At 46.2% G+C, this 18,610-nt stretch carries 8 protein-coding genes and 1 pseudogene; 5 read left to right on the top strand and 4 right to left on the bottom strand.

Annotated elements, in window-relative coordinates; translation table 11 throughout:
* The first annotated feature begins 200 nt into the window (after nucleotides 1-200).
* From BACCOPRO_RS03970 to BACCOPRO_RS03955, 4 genes and pseudogenes are all read left to right on the top strand, one after another.
* Nucleotides 201-3,392: pseudogene (locus BACCOPRO_RS03970) on the top strand (SusC/RagA family TonB-linked outer membrane protein).
* A gap of 13 nt (nucleotides 3,393-3,405) precedes the next feature.
* The gene (locus tag BACCOPRO_RS03965) at nucleotides 3,406-5,442 is read left to right on the top strand and encodes a RagB/SusD family nutrient uptake outer membrane protein (protein ID WP_008141166.1); all 2,037 of its coding nucleotides are present in this window, start codon (nucleotides 3,406-3,408) and stop codon (nucleotides 5,440-5,442) included.
* 193 nt (nucleotides 5,443-5,635) lie between these two features.
* On the top strand, nucleotides 5,636-6,427 hold the full coding sequence (gene nagB, locus BACCOPRO_RS03960; protein WP_008141165.1) for a glucosamine-6-phosphate deaminase: 792 nt from the start codon (nucleotides 5,636-5,638) through the stop codon (nucleotides 6,425-6,427).
* A 132-nt stretch (nucleotides 6,428-6,559) separates the two neighbouring features.
* Nucleotides 6,560-8,545 carry a glucosamine-6-phosphate deaminase gene (locus BACCOPRO_RS03955; RefSeq protein ID WP_008141164.1) on the top strand — a complete coding sequence of 662 codons (1,986 nt, stop codon included), beginning with the start codon at nucleotides 6,560-6,562 and terminating at the stop codon, nucleotides 8,543-8,545.
* A 72-nt stretch (nucleotides 8,546-8,617) separates the two neighbouring features.
* Here BACCOPRO_RS03955 and BACCOPRO_RS03950 read toward each other — a convergent pair whose 3' ends face one another.
* The gene (locus BACCOPRO_RS03950) at nucleotides 8,618-10,249 is read right to left on the bottom strand and encodes a sialidase family protein (protein ID WP_040311159.1); all 1,632 of its coding nucleotides are present in this window, start codon (nucleotides 10,247-10,249) and stop codon (nucleotides 8,618-8,620) included.
* 137 nt (nucleotides 10,250-10,386) lie between these two features.
* Here BACCOPRO_RS03950 and BACCOPRO_RS17120 point away from each other — a divergent pair, with 137 nt between their 5' ends.
* Nucleotides 10,387-11,955 (top strand): cellulase family glycosylhydrolase, encoded by a 1,569-nt coding sequence (locus tag BACCOPRO_RS17120; RefSeq protein ID WP_162231611.1) that lies wholly within the window; start codon nucleotides 10,387-10,389, stop codon nucleotides 11,953-11,955.
* A gap of 208 nt (nucleotides 11,956-12,163) precedes the next feature.
* On the opposite strand, the gene BACCOPRO_RS03940 is transcribed toward BACCOPRO_RS17120, so the two are convergent.
* From BACCOPRO_RS03940 to BACCOPRO_RS03930, 3 genes are all read right to left on the bottom strand, one after another.
* Nucleotides 12,164-14,158, bottom strand: coding sequence for a retaining alpha-galactosidase (locus tag BACCOPRO_RS03940; protein WP_008141155.1), 1,995 nt, complete (start codon nucleotides 14,156-14,158; stop codon nucleotides 12,164-12,166).
* A 134-nt stretch (nucleotides 14,159-14,292) separates the two neighbouring features.
* Nucleotides 14,293-16,503 carry a GH92 family glycosyl hydrolase gene (locus BACCOPRO_RS03935; RefSeq protein WP_050765268.1) on the bottom strand — a complete coding sequence of 737 codons (2,211 nt, stop codon included), beginning with the start codon at nucleotides 16,501-16,503 and terminating at the stop codon, nucleotides 14,293-14,295.
* Between the two features lie 35 nt (nucleotides 16,504-16,538).
* Nucleotides 16,539-18,605, bottom strand: coding sequence for a glycoside hydrolase family 20 protein (locus tag BACCOPRO_RS03930; RefSeq protein WP_022277611.1), 2,067 nt, complete (start codon nucleotides 18,603-18,605; stop codon nucleotides 16,539-16,541).
* Between the last annotated feature and the right edge of the window lie 5 nt (nucleotides 18,606-18,610).

Here is an 18,610-nt window from a genome sequence, read left to right as displayed (position 1 = left end):
GATCTACCCCATATAAATTTTGAAGGAATAAAGCCATACATAATAAAATAAGGAATTCAAATCCAATAAGAAAAATATGAGATTTATACCTTCTAAAATGAACATGAATTCAACAAATCAACAATTAACACGTTTGAATTCAGCAAAAACTAAGTTAGTACTGGAAACCTTAATTTTTTAATAATTATAAATAAGGATCTATGTTTAAGAACTTTAAATCTGTCAGTATGCTGCTATTCCTAGGTGGTATATCAACCGGAATAGCCAGTGCGATACCCGTCAGCGGTGTATCAGGAATGAACATTGTTCAGCAAGGCAGTGTTTGTAAAGGTGTAGTAAAAGATGCCAATGGTGAAACGATCATTGGTGCCTCTGTAGTTGTAAAAGGTACCACTAACGGTACAATTACTGGACTTGACGGAGACTTTGAAATCCCTAATGTAGAAAAGGGAACCACTATCGTTATTTCATTCGTAGGTTATCAAACTCAAGAAATCGTCTGGAATGGCCAGCCTATCAACATCACATTGCAAGACGATACCAAACTTTTGGACGAAGTAGTTGTTGTAGGTTACGGTACGCAGAAGAAAGTCAATTTAACAGGAGCTGTTTCTATGGTAGATTCGGAAGTATTGGCTTCACGTCCTGTGTCTAACGTATCACAAGCTCTGCAAGGCCAGATTCCGGGTTTGAACATGTCTGTAAGCAATAATGGTGGATCACTTGAATCAACCATGAACTTCAACATTCGTGGTACCGGTACCTTGGGATCGGGTTCGAGCGCTTCTCCATTAGTTTTGATTGATGGTGTAGAAGGTGACATGAATACTTTGAACCCGAATGATATCGAAAACATTTCCGTATTGAAGGATGCTTCTTCATCATCAATTTATGGTGCACGTGCAGCATTTGGTGTTATTTTGATTACTACCAAAAATGGTAAAGCTGGAAAGACTCACGTAAATTACTCTGGAAACGTTCGTTTCAACGATGGTATCGGTATTCCTAAAATGGCTAATTCATACGACTTTGCCACCATGTTCAATGCAGCTAACGTAAATGATGGTAAAGCTCCAATCTTTAATGATGCCTATATGCAGAACATTAAAGACTACATGGACGGCAAACTCACTCAGTCAACTGTTGCCAACGGAAATGTATGGGCAAAATGGAATGAAGGTGCCTATGATAATATTGACTGGTTCAATGAATTTTATAAAAGTTGGGTTCCCTCTCAGGAACATAACCTCAGCATCAGTGGCGGTAATGAAAAGACTCAATATGTTTTGAGTGGAAACTTCCTAGGTCAGAATGGTTTGTTACGTCATGGTAAAGACTATATGAACCGATATACCTTGAATGGTAAAATCACCACTCAATTGGCAAGTTGGGCCAAATTAACTTACACTACCCGATGGACTCGCGAAGATTACGGACGTCCAACTTATATGAACAACTTATTTTTCCATAATGTTGCCCGTAAATGGCCTATCCAGCCCGCATACGACCCGAATGGTTTCCCGATGAACGAAAGCGAAATCGAACAGATGGAAAACGGTGGTTTACAGACTAAGAATAAAGATTTCTATACCAATCAGCTGGCTGTTGTATTTGAACCGATCAAGGACTGGCATATCAATTTGGAAGGAACGGTCCGTACATAATCCGATTTCGAACACTGGGACGTACTTCCTGTTTATTATTGGGATATAAACGGTAATCAGCAGCCAATGGCCTGGGGCATGGGTGATGGAACTTACTCTCCGGGACAAAGCCGTGTCAATGAATATGGTTACAAAGAAAACTATTATGCAACCAATATATACACCGACTATTCCAAAACATTTGATAGCGGACACTATTTCAAAGTATTGCTCGGATTCAACGCAGAAAAATATTCTACCCGCAGCATTACCGGACAACGTGACGGGCTGATTTCTCCGGAAGTTCCGACATTGAATACCGCTGTTGATGCCGACATCGCAACAGGAGGATATGCACACAACGCTGTTGCCGGTTTCTTCGGTCGTATCAATTATACTTATAAAGATCGCTACATGGCTGAAATCAATGGCCGTTATGATGGTTCTTCTCGTTTCGTCGGAGACAAGAGATGGGGTTTCTTCCCTTCTTTCTCTTTAGGATGGAACATTGCACGTGAAGCATTCTTTGAAAAATTCGGTGAAAAGAGTACAATCTCTACCTTAAAGCTGAGAGCTTCATGGGGACAGCTTGGTAATACCAATACCAACAGCTGGTATCCGTTCTATCAGTCAATGCCAGTAGGAACCAACTATTCATGGATCGTCAACGGTTCTCTGCCCAGCTACTCTTCAAACCCGGGATTGGTTAGTTCTTTAATGACCTGGGAAACAATTCAGTCATGGGATTTAGGTCTTGACTTCGCTTTACTGAATAACCGCTTAACCGGTAGTGTAGGTTACTTTGTCCGCAAGACTTTGGACATGGTCGGTCCTGCTCCTGAATTGTCTTCTTTGCTGGGTACGACTGTTCCAAAAGTAAATAACTGTGATATGAAATCCTATGGTTTCGAACTTGAATTAGGATGGCGCGATCAGATTGGTGATTTCCAATATGGCGTATCATTCAACATGTCTGATGCTCAGCAGAAAATTACCCGTTATCCGAACCCGTCAAATTCATTGAACACCTATTATGAAGGTCAGATGCTGAATGAAATTTGGGGTTACACAACCATTGGTATTGCACAAAGCGATGCTGAAATGCAAGAACACTTGTCAAAAGTAGACCAAAGTGCACTTGGAAGCGGATGGGGTGCCGGTGATATCATGTATGCAGACCTGAATGGTGACGGACGTGTTAATACAGGTTCTTATACAACAGATGATCCGGGTGACCTGCGCGTAATCGGTAACTCAACTCCACGCTACAATTACGGCTTCACACTGGATGGTTCCTGGAAAGGATTTGACTTGCGTCTGTTCTTCCAGGGTATCGGCAAACGTGACTTGTGGCTGCCGGGTACTTACTTCTGGGGTACTAACGGAGGTATGTGGCAATCCAATGTATTTGAAGAACACCTGGACTATTGGACTCCTGAGAACCCGGATGCATACTATGCACGCCCGTCTTGGACAGGACGTAACCATCAGACTCAAACAGGTTACCTGCAGAATGGTGCCTACCTTCGTCTGAAGAACATCACTTTAGGTTATACATTGCCGAAAGCATGGACTCAGAAAGCCTCAATGGAAAATGTACGTATCTACATTTCTGGAGATAATCTGTTAACGTTTAGCCACGTAAGCAGTATATTCGATCCGGAAAACATCGGTTCACTCTATGGTGATGCCGGTAAGACCTATCCGTTACAACGTGTTATTTCAGTGGGTGTTAATATTAATTTCTAAATAACAAGCAAAAATGAAAACAACATATAAAAGTTTATTCGCAGCATGTATGCTGGCCGGATCCGGTTTAGCTATTACTTCATGCAATGACTTTCTGGATTTGGCTCCGCTGGATCAGGTAACTCCGGAGGTATATTTCCAGAATGCAGATCAACTTGGAGCTTACAGTATCTCCCAATACAATAGCATTTTTACAACTCCTAGTGGTTGGGGACAGGGAGCTATTCTGACAGGAGATGCAAATACAGATAATATGGTAAGCGGAGATGCCAACCAATCTTATTTTACCAAAGATTATTGGAAAGTTGCACAATCCGGAGATTTAGGCTTCAGCCTGATTCGTTATTGTAACTATTTCTTTGAAAATGTATTGCCTAAATACGAATCTGGAGTTTACGATAGTGACTTGACCAATGCCAAACACTATATCGGTGAAATGTATTTTATCCGTGCATGGGTCTATTTCTCCCGATTGAAAACTTATGGTGATTATCCGATCTTAACTGATGTAGTTACTGACAACAAGGAAGACTTGATTGCACATGGTAAGCGTATGCCTAGAAATGAAGTGGCAGACTTCATCCTCAGCGATCTGGATAAAGCCATTGACTTATTACAAGATCAAGGATTTGCAGCAAATAACCGTATCAATAAACAGGTTGCCCAACTTGTTAAATCACGCGTAGCCCTGTATGAAGCTTCTTTTGAAACCTATCATAAAGGTACAGGACGTGTACCGGGTGATGAAGGATGGCCAGGAGCTGCAATTCATCCTAACTATCAGTTTGATGTAGATGCACATATCAAGAATCTGCTTACTCAAGCCATGGAATCTGCACAAGTAGTAGCTGACGGTGTTACACTGACAGAAAATACAGGTGTGCTTGATCAGGATCCACTTGCTCCAACTAATGGATGGAATCCTTACTTCGAAATGTACAACAGTCAGGATCTGTCCGGAATCAGTGAAGTTCTGATGTGGAGAGCTTATGGTACTATCGGTTCATCCAACATCAATCATGGTGTCCCTGCATACATCGTAACCGGTGGTTATAATGGTTTGCTGAAAGGTTATATCGAAAGCTTCCTGATGGAAGATGGTCTGCCCATCTATGCTTCATCAGCAGAAAAGCCTTATATGGGTGATGAAACTTTGGATAATGTAAAAGCAAACCGTGACGGTCGTCTGCAATTGTTCGTATTCGGAGAAAGCAACAACCTTCCGATTCTGTCAACAGGTAATGACGACGTTCATAAATTCCTTCCGGTATTGGCTCCCAAACGTGCCAATGAAATGGGGGATATGACAGGTTACCGTATGCGTAAAGGAGAAAGCTTTGACAAAACTCAAAATGTATATGGTAAAGCTCAATCTACAACCGGACAAATCTTGTTCCGCGGTGTAGAAGCTTACCTGAACTACATCGAAGCTCAATACATGCGTGATGGAAAACTTGACAACACTTCTGACAAATATTGGAGAGCTGTCCGTACCCGTGCACATGTTGATCCTGATTACACCAAAACAATCAGAGCAACTGATATGAATCAGGAAGCTAAAGGTGACTGGGGTGCCTATTCACAGGGACAGTTGGTTGATGCTACAACTTACAACATCCGCCGTGAACGCCGTTGTGAATTCATCGGTGAAGGTATGCGTTGGAACGATTTGGTTCGCTGGTCTTCTATGGATCAACTGGTGAACAATAAGTTTATCCCTGAAGGATGTAACTTCTGGGCAAGCATGTACCAAACTGCAATCTATGACGGTGAAGGTTATGACGATACCAACGTAGTAACCTACATTGAAGGACCGAACAACGAAAAAGCCAATATCTCCTCACGTTCAGAAAGTACCTATATTCGTCCGTACAGAATCTTGAGTAACAATCCTGTATTCGACGGTTATACCTGGATGAATGCACATTACAATTCTCCGCTGCCAATCCGTGAAATCGAATTGCTTTCACCGGATGAATCAGTTGAAACATCTGTATTGTATCAGACTTGGGGATGGCCTACAACTCCGAATCTGGAAGCTGAAAAATAAAATTCAGTACCCATAAATAATCTGAGGGGGAATGACTGCAAATCAGAACAGTCATTCCCCTTTTCCTTTATTTTCGGTACTTTCCTATGAAAAGTCCCTTTTTTGTTTGCCAATCATCGTAATCATTATATCTTTGCAGGTATAAACGAAAAATATTGACTTATTAAATATATTAACTAAATCGTTAACGACCATGAGAGTAATTATCGAACCAGACTACCAGTCATTGTCTAACTGGGCTGCAAATTATGTAGCAAACAAAATCAATGCTGCTAAACCAACAAAAGAAAAACCGTTTGTTCTCGGACTTCCTACCGGTTCTTCACCTCTTGGTATGTACAAAGCACTGATCGAACTCAACAAGAAAGGTGTTGTTTCATTCCAGAATGTAGTTACATTCAACATGGACGAATATGTAGGCCTGCCCGAATCACATCCGGAAAGCTATCACTCTTTCATGTTCAATAACTTCTTCAACTACATCGATATCTGCAAGGAAAACATCCATATCCTGAACGGAAATGCTGCTGACCTGGAAGCAGAATGCGAAAACTATGAAAAAGAAATCGAAAAGTTCGGTGGTATTGACTTGTTCCTCGGTGGAATCGGTCCTGACGGACATATCGCTTTCAACGAACCGGGTTCTTCTCTGTCTTCACGTACTCGTGTAAAGACTCTGACAACTGATACCATCATCGCTAACTCTCGTTTTTTTGAAAATGACGTGAACAAAGTGCCCAAAACTGCGTTAACAGTAGGTGTAGGTACTGTTCTTTCTGCTAAGGAAGTACTGATCATCTGTAACGGACACAACAAGGCACGTGCTTTGCAGCATGCTGTTGAAGGTGGCATCACTCAGATGTGGACTATCAGCGCATTGCAGATGCACCGCCATGGAATCATCGTTTGCGATGAAGCAGCAACAGACGAACTGAAAGTCGGTACATACAAATATTTCAAGGATATTGAAAAGAACAACCTGTAATCACGACCCGAGTACTGCGATTACAAGCTGACCGCATAAACGCAGCAAGGAATCTGTAAGTCTGGAAAGATTACAGCATCCTTGCTGCGTATTGCTTTTCTTATTAACTTAATCGAAGGAGGAACAACAACCATGAGAACAAACCTTAGTTCACAAATTTCACTGAACCATGTATCCCCCAGATACTACAAACCGGAAAATGCCGTTGAACGTTCAGTCTTGACCCGTCTGGAAAAAATTCCGACTGACATCTTCGAAACCATTGAAGAAGGTGTCAGACGCATAGCTGATGAAGTTGCAGCCAAAATTCAGGAACGCCAGCGTGAAGGGAAATTCTGTACACTGGCCATCGGTACCGGCACTTCACTGCGCCCGCTGTTTACAGAACTCGTACGCAGACATAAAGATGAAGGATTGAGCTTCCGCAATGTCGTTGTCTTCAACTTATATGAATTCTATCCTTTGACAGAAGGAAATGGAAGCACTTTCGGACAGCTGAACAGCCTGTTCCTGTCACAGACTGACATTGACCGCCAGAATGTATTCACCATAGACGGAAGTATCCCCCAGAATGCAATCAGTGAACACTGCCGCCTGTATGAACAGCGTATCCAGACTTTCGGAGGTATCGACATTGTTCTGATGGGAATCGGACGCGAGGGAAACATCGGTATGAACGAACCGGGATCACATGCCAGCTCTCCTACCCGACTGATTCTGCTGGACGCTACATCACGCTCAGAAGCTGCACGCAACTGGGGTGTAGACAATCTGCCTCCCTGCTCCATCACCATGGGAGTTCAGACTATCCTGAGTGCACGGAAAATCTATTTGCTGACATGGGGCGAAGACAAGGCAGACATCATTCAGAAAGCTGTCGAAGAAAATGTCAACGATACACTCCCGGCTTCATTCCTTCAGCTGCATAACAATGTAAATGTATGCATTGACCTGGCTGCTGCTTCTCACCTGACCCGCATCCAGCGTCCCTGGCTTGTAACCAGCTGTGAATGGAACGACAAACTGATCCGGAGCGCTATTGTATGGCTCTGCACATTACTGAACAAGCCTATCCTGAAGCTGACCAACAAAGACTACAACGAAAACGGTCTGAGTGAACTGCTCGCTCTTTACGGATCTGCCTATAATGTCAACATCAAGGTGTTCAACGACCTGCAGCACACCATCACCGGATGGCCGGGTGGAAAACCCAATGCTGACGATACTTACCGCCCGGAACGTGCCAAACCATTCCCGAAACGCGTAGTAGTATTCTCTCCGCATCCGGACGATGATGTCATCTCCATGGGAGGAACACTGAGACGACTTGTACAGCAAGGTCACGAAGTTCATGTAGCTTACGAAACCTCAGGTAACATTGCGGTTGGCGATGAGGAAGTAACCCGCTTCATGCATTTCATCAACGGATTCAACCAGCTCTTTGACAACGGCCAAAACGAAACGATCTGCAACAAATATGCAGAAATCAAACAGTTCCTGGCTGCCAAGAAGGAAGGTGACATGGATACACGCGATATTCTGACCATCAAGGGACTGATCCGCCGCGGCGAAGCACGTACGGCTTGTACGTTCAACAATATCCCGCTTTCACGCTGCCATTTCCTTGATCTCCCGTTCTACGAAACCGGTAAGATTGAAAAGAATCCGATCAGCGAGGCTGACGTGGAAATCGTTCTCAATCTGCTTCGGGAAGTAAAACCGCATCAGATTTATGTAGCTGGTGACCTGGCTGACCCGCATGGTACACACCGCGTCTGCACAGATGCCGTATTTGCTGCAATTGATGAAGAAAAGAATGCAGGAGCTGAATGGCTCAAAGACTGCCGCATCTGGATGTATCGTGGTGCCTGGGCTGAATGGGAAATCGAAAACATCGAAATGGCTGTACCTTTGAGTCCGGAAGAACTCCGCGCCAAACGTAATTCCATCCTGAAGCACCAGTCTCAGATGGAAAGTGCTCCGTTCCTGGGCAACGATGAACGTTTGTTCTGGCAGCGTAGCGAAGACCGTAACCGTGGTACTGCAACTCTTTACGATCATCTGGGATTGGCAAGCTATGAAGCTATGGAAGCTTTCGTAGAATATAAACCGATCTGATCAGCTGATCCTTATCAGTAATAAGCAAACTCTCCGACTGTCTGCCTGACAACCGGAGAGTTTTTTTATTGGTCAGAGAAGATCTTTCCACCTGATTTGCTGGAAGACCAGCTGAGCCCCGCTTCCTTCATAAACGATTCCCAGCGTATCTTCATCAATGGAAGTAATGCATGAGTACCCGAAACCTCCCCAGTCATCCAGTGTCAGCCAGTATTTTTCAGGCCAGGTCATCCCGTTGTCAAAGCTGAGTTTCAGGGTAAGATGGTCACGCGACTGATAAGAATCGGGATTAAAGAAGGCCAGCAGGGTTTTCCGGCTTCCGTCTTCTGCCCGATACACATGCTTATGAACAGAAGCCATGCAAGTAGGCTCCGTCAGTACGGCATGCGAAGTCGGATGTTCTTTCCAGGTTGTTCCCAGATCGGAAGTCACACAGATTCTCCGCCCGTTAGGTGACTTCTTACCGTGATTCCGGTTATCCCGCATATTCAGCATGATGTCACCGTTATCCAGTTGAACGGCCATGCACTCCGTTGTATTGGAGTAAGCCGGATTACTGGCTATCCATGTTTTTCCTCCATCCTTACTGTAAGTTATATTGGAAAACGGCAGACCGTTCCGGTCACGTCCCTGAGTAGGGAAAACCAGCGTTCCGTCTTCCAGAGTTATCCCATGACCGGGAGCCGGAGCATAAAGCCACCATTCAGGCCGCTTGGTCTGCGAAGTGATGTTAACCGGTTCGCTCCAGGTCTTTCCGTCATCCGTACTTTTCGTAATCAGAAACTGGGCTGTCTCCTTAATCTCCAGCCCCGGTTGTGAACCTTTTTCAATCCATTGATGGATCCAGCGGGTACTGTCCTGCGTCAGCCCCTCTACCCATCGGCCGGTCTTTCCGTCCAGAACTCCATGCATCCACAAGCCGGCCACATACAAGGTTCCGGTCTTTTCATCACTCAGAATACAGGCATCACTCACACCGTTATATTTTTCAGGCAGATTTCCCCACTCTTTACGATCCAGCACCCGCTGCATGGGCTGCCAGGTCTTTCCGCCGTCTTCACTCCGGTTCAAAGCAATGTCTATATCTCCCTGCAAGTCTCTTCCTGATTCCCAGCGTGCATCATAAATGGCCAGCAAGGTTCCTTTCCGGGAAGTCACAAGCCCGGGAATGCGACTGGTATTTACTCCGTCCTGCTTGCTTTTGCGAAGAGCGATGCCGGTTCTAAGTCCTTCCGGATAAGTCGTTCCCAGATGAACCTTTCCGCTGTCAAATGTTACATCCGTACAGTTCAGATTGACCCTTCCTGACAAGGGCAGTCCCTCACGTGTCTTAACCACAAAAGCCCAGTAACAGGTATCTGATAAAAGTGACTCATGGAGTCTGAAATATCCCTGTCTCTCCGTCACTTTCGACACAGCAATCCGTTTATTCCGGTCCATTCTTCCCCGGGCATTACAGGCATACAGTGATATTTCAGCTATCTGATCCAGACAGTCCGTTCCCTCAAAGGAATAAGAAAGCCCTGTCATACGATCCTTGCTGCCGGCCGGCCTGATTGCCTGCAGATATCCAACATGATTATTCTCCTCTCCGGAAAGAACCGGCAAACTGGCCCGATGAAAAGTGACATCGACCTGACCGGCAGCCGACAGGCAAACCAGCTGCCAGAATCCCCAAACTAAAAAGATACCGTTTTTTTTCATCATATTTTGATTTCGGTTTCAAACTCAAGGTTAAACCATTCATTTATTTTATAAGGCAAATAAATGAAAATAAAGTCATTCATGCAATTTCTTTGGCTTATCTTTGTAGCGTAAACTATGAAAAAAGATCTATGAACATGAAAAAGTATTATTGGGGAATAGGAGCAGCTCTGCTCTGTATTTTTTTGGGAACAGGATGTACCCGGCCAGTCCAGGAAATTCCGGCATCCAGATTCGCTTCTGTCCGGAATGAAATACTGGTGGATTCACTCGGCAGAGAACTCGTTCTCAACGGGATCAACCACGTAACCAAATCTCCTGAGGACAGATATGTCTATCCAAATGATGAACAGCTTTTCAAAGAATTCCGCAACTGGGGAATCAACTGCATCCGCTATGGCATTAACTGGGACGGTCTGGAACCAGAACCGGGACAATACAATGAAAGCTATCTCCAGGAAATTGACCGGAGAGTCCGTTGGGCAGAAGAAAACGGTATCTATCTTATTCTGGATATGCATCAGGATCTGTTCGGACGAAAATTCGGAAACGGTGCTCCGGAATGGGCTACTCTTGACGAATCCTTGCCTCATGCAACGGGAGAGGTCTGGAGCGACTCCTATCTGATCAGTCCGGCCGTACAGAAATCATTCGACAACTTCTGGGCCAATTCACCAGCCAAAGATGGAACCGGTATTCAGGATCATTACATCAATGTGTGGGGAATGCTGGCCGAAAGGTACGCAGACTGCAAGTCTGTCATCGGTTTTGACGTCATGAACGAACCTTTCATGGGAACGCAGGCACAGGCTGTTTTCCAGCAATTCATGGAAGGATATATACAGTATCTTCACAAGCACGGACAGACACAGATTTCTCCGGAGGCAATGACTGCGGTATGGGATAATGAAGACCAGCGGGCAGAACTTATGAACCAGCTGACAGACAAAGAGGCTTTCACTGAAATACTTCATGCAGCTTCGGAAACCGTTTCCCGGTTCGAACAGAATGAATTGAGCCGCTTTTACCAGAAGCTGCGCGACAGAATCCGGCAGGCAGACAAGAACCATCTTCTGTTTCTGGAACATAATTATTTCTGCAACATGGGAATAAAGAGTTCCTTCCACATACCTGCTGACACAAACGGGAAACCTGATTCTCTGTGCGTCTATGCTGCTCATGCCTATGACTGGGTAGTGGATACAGATGCTGCCGTTAATCCGGGCTACGAACGTCTGGACTTTATCTTCAGTCAGCTTACGGCTTCTGCCAGAGAACGTCACCTGCCGGCACTGGTCGGGGAATGGGGCGCATTCTATCTGGGAAAAAGTTATCTGCAGTCTGCCCGGCATCAGATCGGCCTGATTGAAAAATACAAACTGGGACATACCTACTGGTGCTGGTGGAAAGACATTGAGACGCAAGATTATTTCAGTAGTGTCATTTCCCGTCCTTATCCGCAGGTAGTCAACGGACAACTCCTGTCCTACAGTTCCACAGACGGACTGACATGCCAGTGGAAGGAGGACAAGACATCTCCAGCTCCCACTCTGATATTCCTGCCTGACCTGAAGGCAGTTTCGCCGGAACAGATCCGGATAACTCCTGAATCATCCTGGGAGCTGATTCCTCTGGAAAAAGGAAGTAAAGCCGGCTTCCTGAGCATTACGCCGACAGGAACAGTCCGGTCGCTCCAACTGAAATAAAGGTCATTCGCATACGACCGTACGATGCCTTCGCTTTGGCTGGCCAATGCCCAAAAATCGACCGCACGATGGGGCCTCAACGAACGCTCGATCAGGCCGCAACGAACGCTCGATGAAGCACAATCGACCGCACGATTCTGTCCCATCGTGCAGTCGATTCTGACGGCTTCTGAATAGAGCCCAATGCTATCTGAAAGAAAGCTCAATCTTAATCAATCTGCAAGGTAAAACCACCGCCCGGAGCCAGATGAACTTTCAACGGCTGTGCGGAACTTACGCTTACTTCTTCGCGCTTGTAATCGCGTGCAGTACGATGAGCATTCACTCCATCCTTGAAGAGAACAGCCTTGTGACTTCCTGAAGAAAGGAAAGACAGATCGACTTCCACATCGCGTGCATCCCAATTGTTCAGACCGCCGACAAACCAGGTATCTCCCTTGCGTCTGGCTGTTATGATATATTCTCCCATCTTGCCGTCCAGCACCACTGTTTCATCCCAGACCGTCGGAACCTGAGCAATGAAAGAAGTGGATTCCGGCTCACGCATATAATTGCTTGGGGAATCACACAGCATATTGAAAGGTGATTCCAGAACAATATACATGGCAAGCTGATGACAACGGGTACCCTGACTCATCGGTTCACTGTAACTTGGATAATAATTCTCACGGGTAGCATTACGCATGGCTCCCTGGGTATAGTCCATCAGACCGGCCACCTGGCGAATAAACGGAATCATTACATCATAGGTAATCTGGTCGAATCCTGCCGGACGCCATTTCATCTGTTCCAGTCCATGCACTCCCTCAAAGTTCAATACATTGGGATAGGTACGGTTCAGGCCGGCCGGCTTATGCGTACCGTGCAAATCAAGAATCAGGTGATATTTGGCACACATGGCAGCTGCACGGTGATTGAAATCTGTCATCAGCTGGTCATCACGGTCCATAAAGTCAACCTTGAATCCTTTTACACCCATTTCAGAGAAATAACGGCATACATTCTCCATGTCGCGTTCGAAAGCATAATATCCTGCCCACAGAATAATGCCCACGTTACGGGCTGCCGCATAGTCTACCAGTTCTTTCAGGTCTATTTCCTTCACAACCTGCATCAGATCAGCCTCCAGGTTCACAGCCCATCCTTCATCCAGAATCACATATTCAATGCCATACTGAGAAGCAAAATCAATATAAGCCTTGTAGGTTGCATTGTTTACTCCGGTCTTGAAGTCTACGCCACAGAGGTTCCAGTCATTCCACCATTCCCAGGCTACTTTTCCCGGTTTGATCCAGGATGTATCTGATAATTTGGAAGGTTCAGCCAACAGATAGCTCAGATTGGATGCAGCCAGCTGTGTATCACGGGTAGTCACTACCGCTACACGCCAGGGGAAATTGCGCGGCCCGTCTACCTTCGCAATGTATTCTTCACGGGTTTGCACACGCATCTGCAGGTTATTGTGTCCGCCTTGTTTCATGGTCTTGGGATAAGGAGCCTGTATGCCACTCAGCGAGTTGGAACCTTTCGCATTTGTCAGATACAGCCCCGGATAATTGTTCAAGTCTGTTTCGGTGATGCAGACCTTTACCTCCGGTGTGGCCTGAACAACCAGTGGCAGGAACATCAACCGTTCCTTGTTCAGCTGTGAAATAGGAGCGGTCGTATAGACATTCTCAAAAGAATTATGGAACTGACCGTTGTAATCACCGTCTTTTCCCGCATTTACATAAGGTACGCTGGCCGTTACGTCAGCCGGGAAGCGGTAATCAACTTCCTCATTCAAGATGCAGAAAGGCTTTTTGGCATGATTGACAAAACGGTAAGCCACCCCGTCATTATAGGCACGGAACACAACACTGTAGTCTCCCTTGAAACGGAGAGTCAGCTCATTGTAATAATCGCGTACACAACTGGAGCGATAAAAAGGAGCATCAATCTGCGTATCGTTCTTCTTCTCCGTAACCTTGGCAAGACGAGCCTTGTCTCCCCATACCTTTCCGTTGTCCAGCGTTGCAGAGATCGGAGAAGGAGCCAGCACCTGCTGACCGTTACAGGAAATATCATACGTCAGTTTGTCTCCGACGGTAATGGTTGATTTCAGTTTTCCGTCGGGTGAAGACAGCAAAAGCTGTTTCTGCCCCTGTACAGAAAGTGCAAAGAGTGCACATGTGCAAGTTAGTAACAGATTCAATTTTTTCATATCAAATAAGATTAATAAACAGTTCAAGAAAGAAAGGAGGCATCATCAGATGCCTCCCCCTTCATACCCATCAAAACGGGCATCAGATAGAAACAACAATCTTAATCACCTAAAAAACTATCCTATCTGATATCTTATTTACATACAAATGTAATTTCTCCCGCATGGATCAAGTCTTTATGTGTCAGACGGTATTTGGAATATTTCTTACCGCCCAGACGGATCTGGTCAATATAACCGTCACCACCTTCCTTGCGGATCACCAGCTTGTCTGTTCCCCAATAAGCCGGATCAAGCTTGATGGTAATCTTGTCGAAGGTCGGAGTGGTCAGTGTATATTCCGGAACTCCCGGACAATCCGGATAGAAGCCCATCATGCTGAAAATAGCCCAGGAAGACATGGTTCCCGTATCTTCATTTCCCGGCAGTCCGTCAGGTTTCGTTGTATAATGTTTGGCCAGCAGTTCCTTCACCAGTTTCTGGGTTCTCCATTCTTCTCCCTTGAAATAGCTGAAAAGATAAGGATAGGCAATGTCCGGTTCATTGGCGGGATCATAATAGCCCTTGTCGAACACCATCTGGAGCTTGTTGACAAAACGTTTCTGTCCGCCCATCAGTTTTGCCAGTCCCTTCACATCGTGCGGCACGTAGAACGTATAGTTCCAGGAATTTCCTTCGTGGAAACCGGGGCTCGGTTCGAAGTTGGCACCCTGAAGCGGATCAAACGGGCCATAGAAAGTACCGTCAGGCAGGATCGGACGCAATGTACCAAACTCTTTACAGTAATAATGTTTGTATCCCATGGAGCGGTCGTAGAACAGTTTCGCATCCTCTGTCTTACCCAGAGCCTTGGCCAGTGTATACAGAGAATAGTCAGCAATGTAATACTCCAGTGCATGTGATACAGAATTGTCGTACTGCTCCATCAGCGGACAGTATCCTTTGGCAATATAGTCGTCAATGTCGGGGCGCATCAGGTTGTCTTTTCCCGGAGTCGTAGCCGACTTGTACATTCCTTCGTATGCCAGATTGATGTCAAAGTCGCGCAAGCCTTTCATCCACGTGTCTACAATGACCGGAATGCTGGGGTCTCCTTCCATAGTGAGGGTTTCCCGGCCATAAAGTTCCCATTTGGGGAACCATCCGTGTTCCCGGTACATGTCAAGCATCGTACGGACCATATCCATCTGACGTTCCGGATAAACCAGTGTCATCAGCTGATGGAAGTTACGGTAAGTATCCCACAAAGAATACACGGTGTAACGGTTGCGGTCGGTTGTCAGAATCTTGTCTCCTTCCATCTGAGGATATTGTCCATTGACATCCTGCAGGATATTGGGATGAATCATTGTATGATAAAGGGCAGTGTAGAACACACCTTTCTGTTCTTCCGTACCTCCTTCCACCAGAATCCGGCTCAAGTCTTCATTCCATTTCTTGCGGGCCTGTGCACGGATCTGATCAAAAGTCGTACCGGCCGGCTGTTCCGTCTCAAGATTCAGGCGGGCATTCTCGATGCTGACAAAAGAAACTCCGATGCTGACTTCAATGGCTTCACCTTCTGTTGTGTCAAAGGTAAACCACGCGCCTACATCGTCTCCGCTCATTTCCTTGGAATAAGAAGTATAGAGTTTATACTTTCCGGAATATCCGTCCCATTCAGCTTCGACTCCCTGCATCGGCCGCTGGAGTTTCCAGTAACCGCGGGTGGCAGGGGCCTTGTCAATACGCATGACAAAATAAATGGGGAATACAGCCTGAGGATTGTAGCAGAACGTACCCAGCAACTTGGAGCCTTCAATCTCACGATCATTGACGAAACGCACGGTAGCTCCGGTTTCATTGGTCAGCCCTTCTCCCAGATTCATCAGCAGATTTCCCTGTCCGCGATGGAAGGTAAAACGGGCACGGCTCGTACGGGGAGTAGCCGTCATCTCACACTTGATGCCATACTTGGTCAGCATGTTTGAATAATATCCCGGGACAGCAACTTCGTCCGTATACTCACTTCCATACTGAGTGTACTTCACATTCAGCTCTCCCGAAGTCGGCATCAGCAACAGCGAACCCAGATCCGGACATCCCACCCCACTCAGGTTGACATGTGAAAAACCGGTCAGATACTTGTTGTTCACTTCATAAGGAGTAGACCACCACTGCTTGTCCTTGTCATATTTATTGTCTTCCGACCCCATTACATTGAACGGAGTAGCCGACATCATTCCCTGAGGAACTACGGCTCCCGGGTTGGTCGTTCCGTAATTGGTCGTCCCCACAAAAGGATTGACATAATCCACCGGCTCCTGCGCTGAAACGAACAGCGCAGAAGTCAGGGCTATGCCCATCAGTATATTCTTTCCTGTTTTCATAATTCAATCATTTATTTAACGACGATTTCGTCAGTAAACAATACACCGCCGAACTTATCGCTGGCCAATGCCTGATAACGGATGTAGCGGGCCGACGCCTCTCCTTCCCAGCCGAAGTTCTTGAAAGTAACAGCATCATCTCTCACCACTTCATGCTTGATTTCAGCCAGCTGAGTGAACTCTTTTCCGTCATTGGATACGGAGATCACTACCCGTTCGGGCATAAACACTTCCGGTCCGCAGATCTGCATGAAGTCTGCTGCCACGGAATGAATCGGAGTTTCTTTCTCCAGATCAATGACCACATCCACACGGTCCTTGGTCACAAATCCCTGCCAAAGCTGGTCATTGTAGTTCCATCCTCCCCGGAGTCCGTCGGTCAGCGTTGCTTCTCCTGCAGCCGGATAGTTTTCCCAGTAAGGTGCGTTATAGGTCACTTTTTTACCGAGTGCCAGATGTTCCACCGGAGTCTCGGCTTCCTTACGGTTACCAATTTCATTCTTCAGTTCGAAAGGATGATAGCCTTTGGCTTTCAGTTCATCCACAATCTTCAGTGCACGACGGTGGAAATCTTCCCAGGACTTGTTTTCCGGTTTTGACCAGGCAACTTCAGCCAAGGCAATGGCACGGGGATAAAGCATATACTCAGCATGTTCCTCTGTCGGAATATATTCAGTCCATAAATTAGCCTGTACTCCGTACATCAGTTTAGCCTCATCAGCTGACAAGGAATCAGGAACCGGTTCATATCCATATACCTTCTTCAATGGCAAATATCCGCCAATGGCTTCCGGCTGTGAATACGGAGCATCCTGATAGCCGTCCAGGTAGCAATATTGTCCCGGGCTCATGATAGCCTTGTGTCCGGAACGGATCGCAGCCAGCCCGCCTTCCGTTCCTCTCCAGGACATCACCGTTGCATTCGGTGCCAGACCACCATCCAGGATTTCATCCCATCCCAGCAGTTTGCGTCCGTGACTGTTCAGGAAACGTTCCATCCGGTGAATGGAATAACTCTGCAATTCATTCACGTCTTTCAGTCCTTCCTTCTTCATACGTGCCTGACAGAGTTTGCAGTTCGGCCAGGAAGCCTTTCCGGCTTCATCTCCTCCGATATGGATATATTCGGAAGGGAAGAGCTCCATGACTTCAGTCAGAACGTTTTCCAGAAATTCAAACGTCTTTTCATTTCCGATACAGAAATCCGACTGCTTATAAGGCACATGCGTACACGACAGTTCCGGATAGGCTGTCAGCACTTCTTCCGAATGGGAAGGCATTTCGATCTCCGGAATAATGGTTACATAGTGTTTCTGTGCATAAGCCACCAGTTCCCGGATATCATCCTGTGTATAATAGCCACCCTGTGCACGGGGATCGGTTTCTTCACAATATTCCCGCTTTCCGTTCCACCAGTCTTTCCAGACAGCCTGCGGACGCCATGCCGCAAACTGGGTCAGACGCGGATACTTCTTGATTTCAATACGCCATCCGGCAGCATCGGTCAGATGCAGGTGAAGACGGTTGATCTTATAGTAAGACAACAAGTCAATCTGACGTTTCACAAATTCTTTACTGCGGAAATGACGGGACACATCCAGCATGATACCACGGTATTCAAAACGAGGTTCATCCTTTACGGTGACAGCAGTCATGCCTTCAGGAGCATCAGCAGCCATCTGCAAAAGAGTCTGCACACCATAGAAAAGTCCTGCACCGGACAAAGCTTCGATCCGCACTCCGTCGGAATTGACAGAAAGTACATATCCTTCCGGTGAAGTAATCCCTTCCAAAGCATCTGTCTGCTTCAGGACAACCTGATTTCCCGACTGGGAATCTGCCAGCTTCAGAGCCAGCGGAGAAGCCTGAAGATATTCAGCCAGAATACTCCGGTCGGCCTCCGGTGCTTCAATCCACAAAGAGGTAGAAGCATCCGGACGGAAAGATCCCCGCTGCCAGTTCACTTCCATCGGGACAGGTGTCACCGATAAAGTCTGTTCGGCTACGGGTGCGCATGCTGTAAACACAGAAGCTGAAAACAGCAACGCAGCCAGTGATTGATTTAATTTCAGTTTCATAACGA

This window comes from Phocaeicola coprophilus DSM 18228 = JCM 13818 (genome assembly GCF_000157915.1).
Taxonomy (GTDB): domain Bacteria; phylum Bacteroidota; class Bacteroidia; order Bacteroidales; family Bacteroidaceae; genus Phocaeicola; species Phocaeicola coprophilus.
This window is presented reverse-complemented; position numbering and strand designations above follow the sequence as displayed.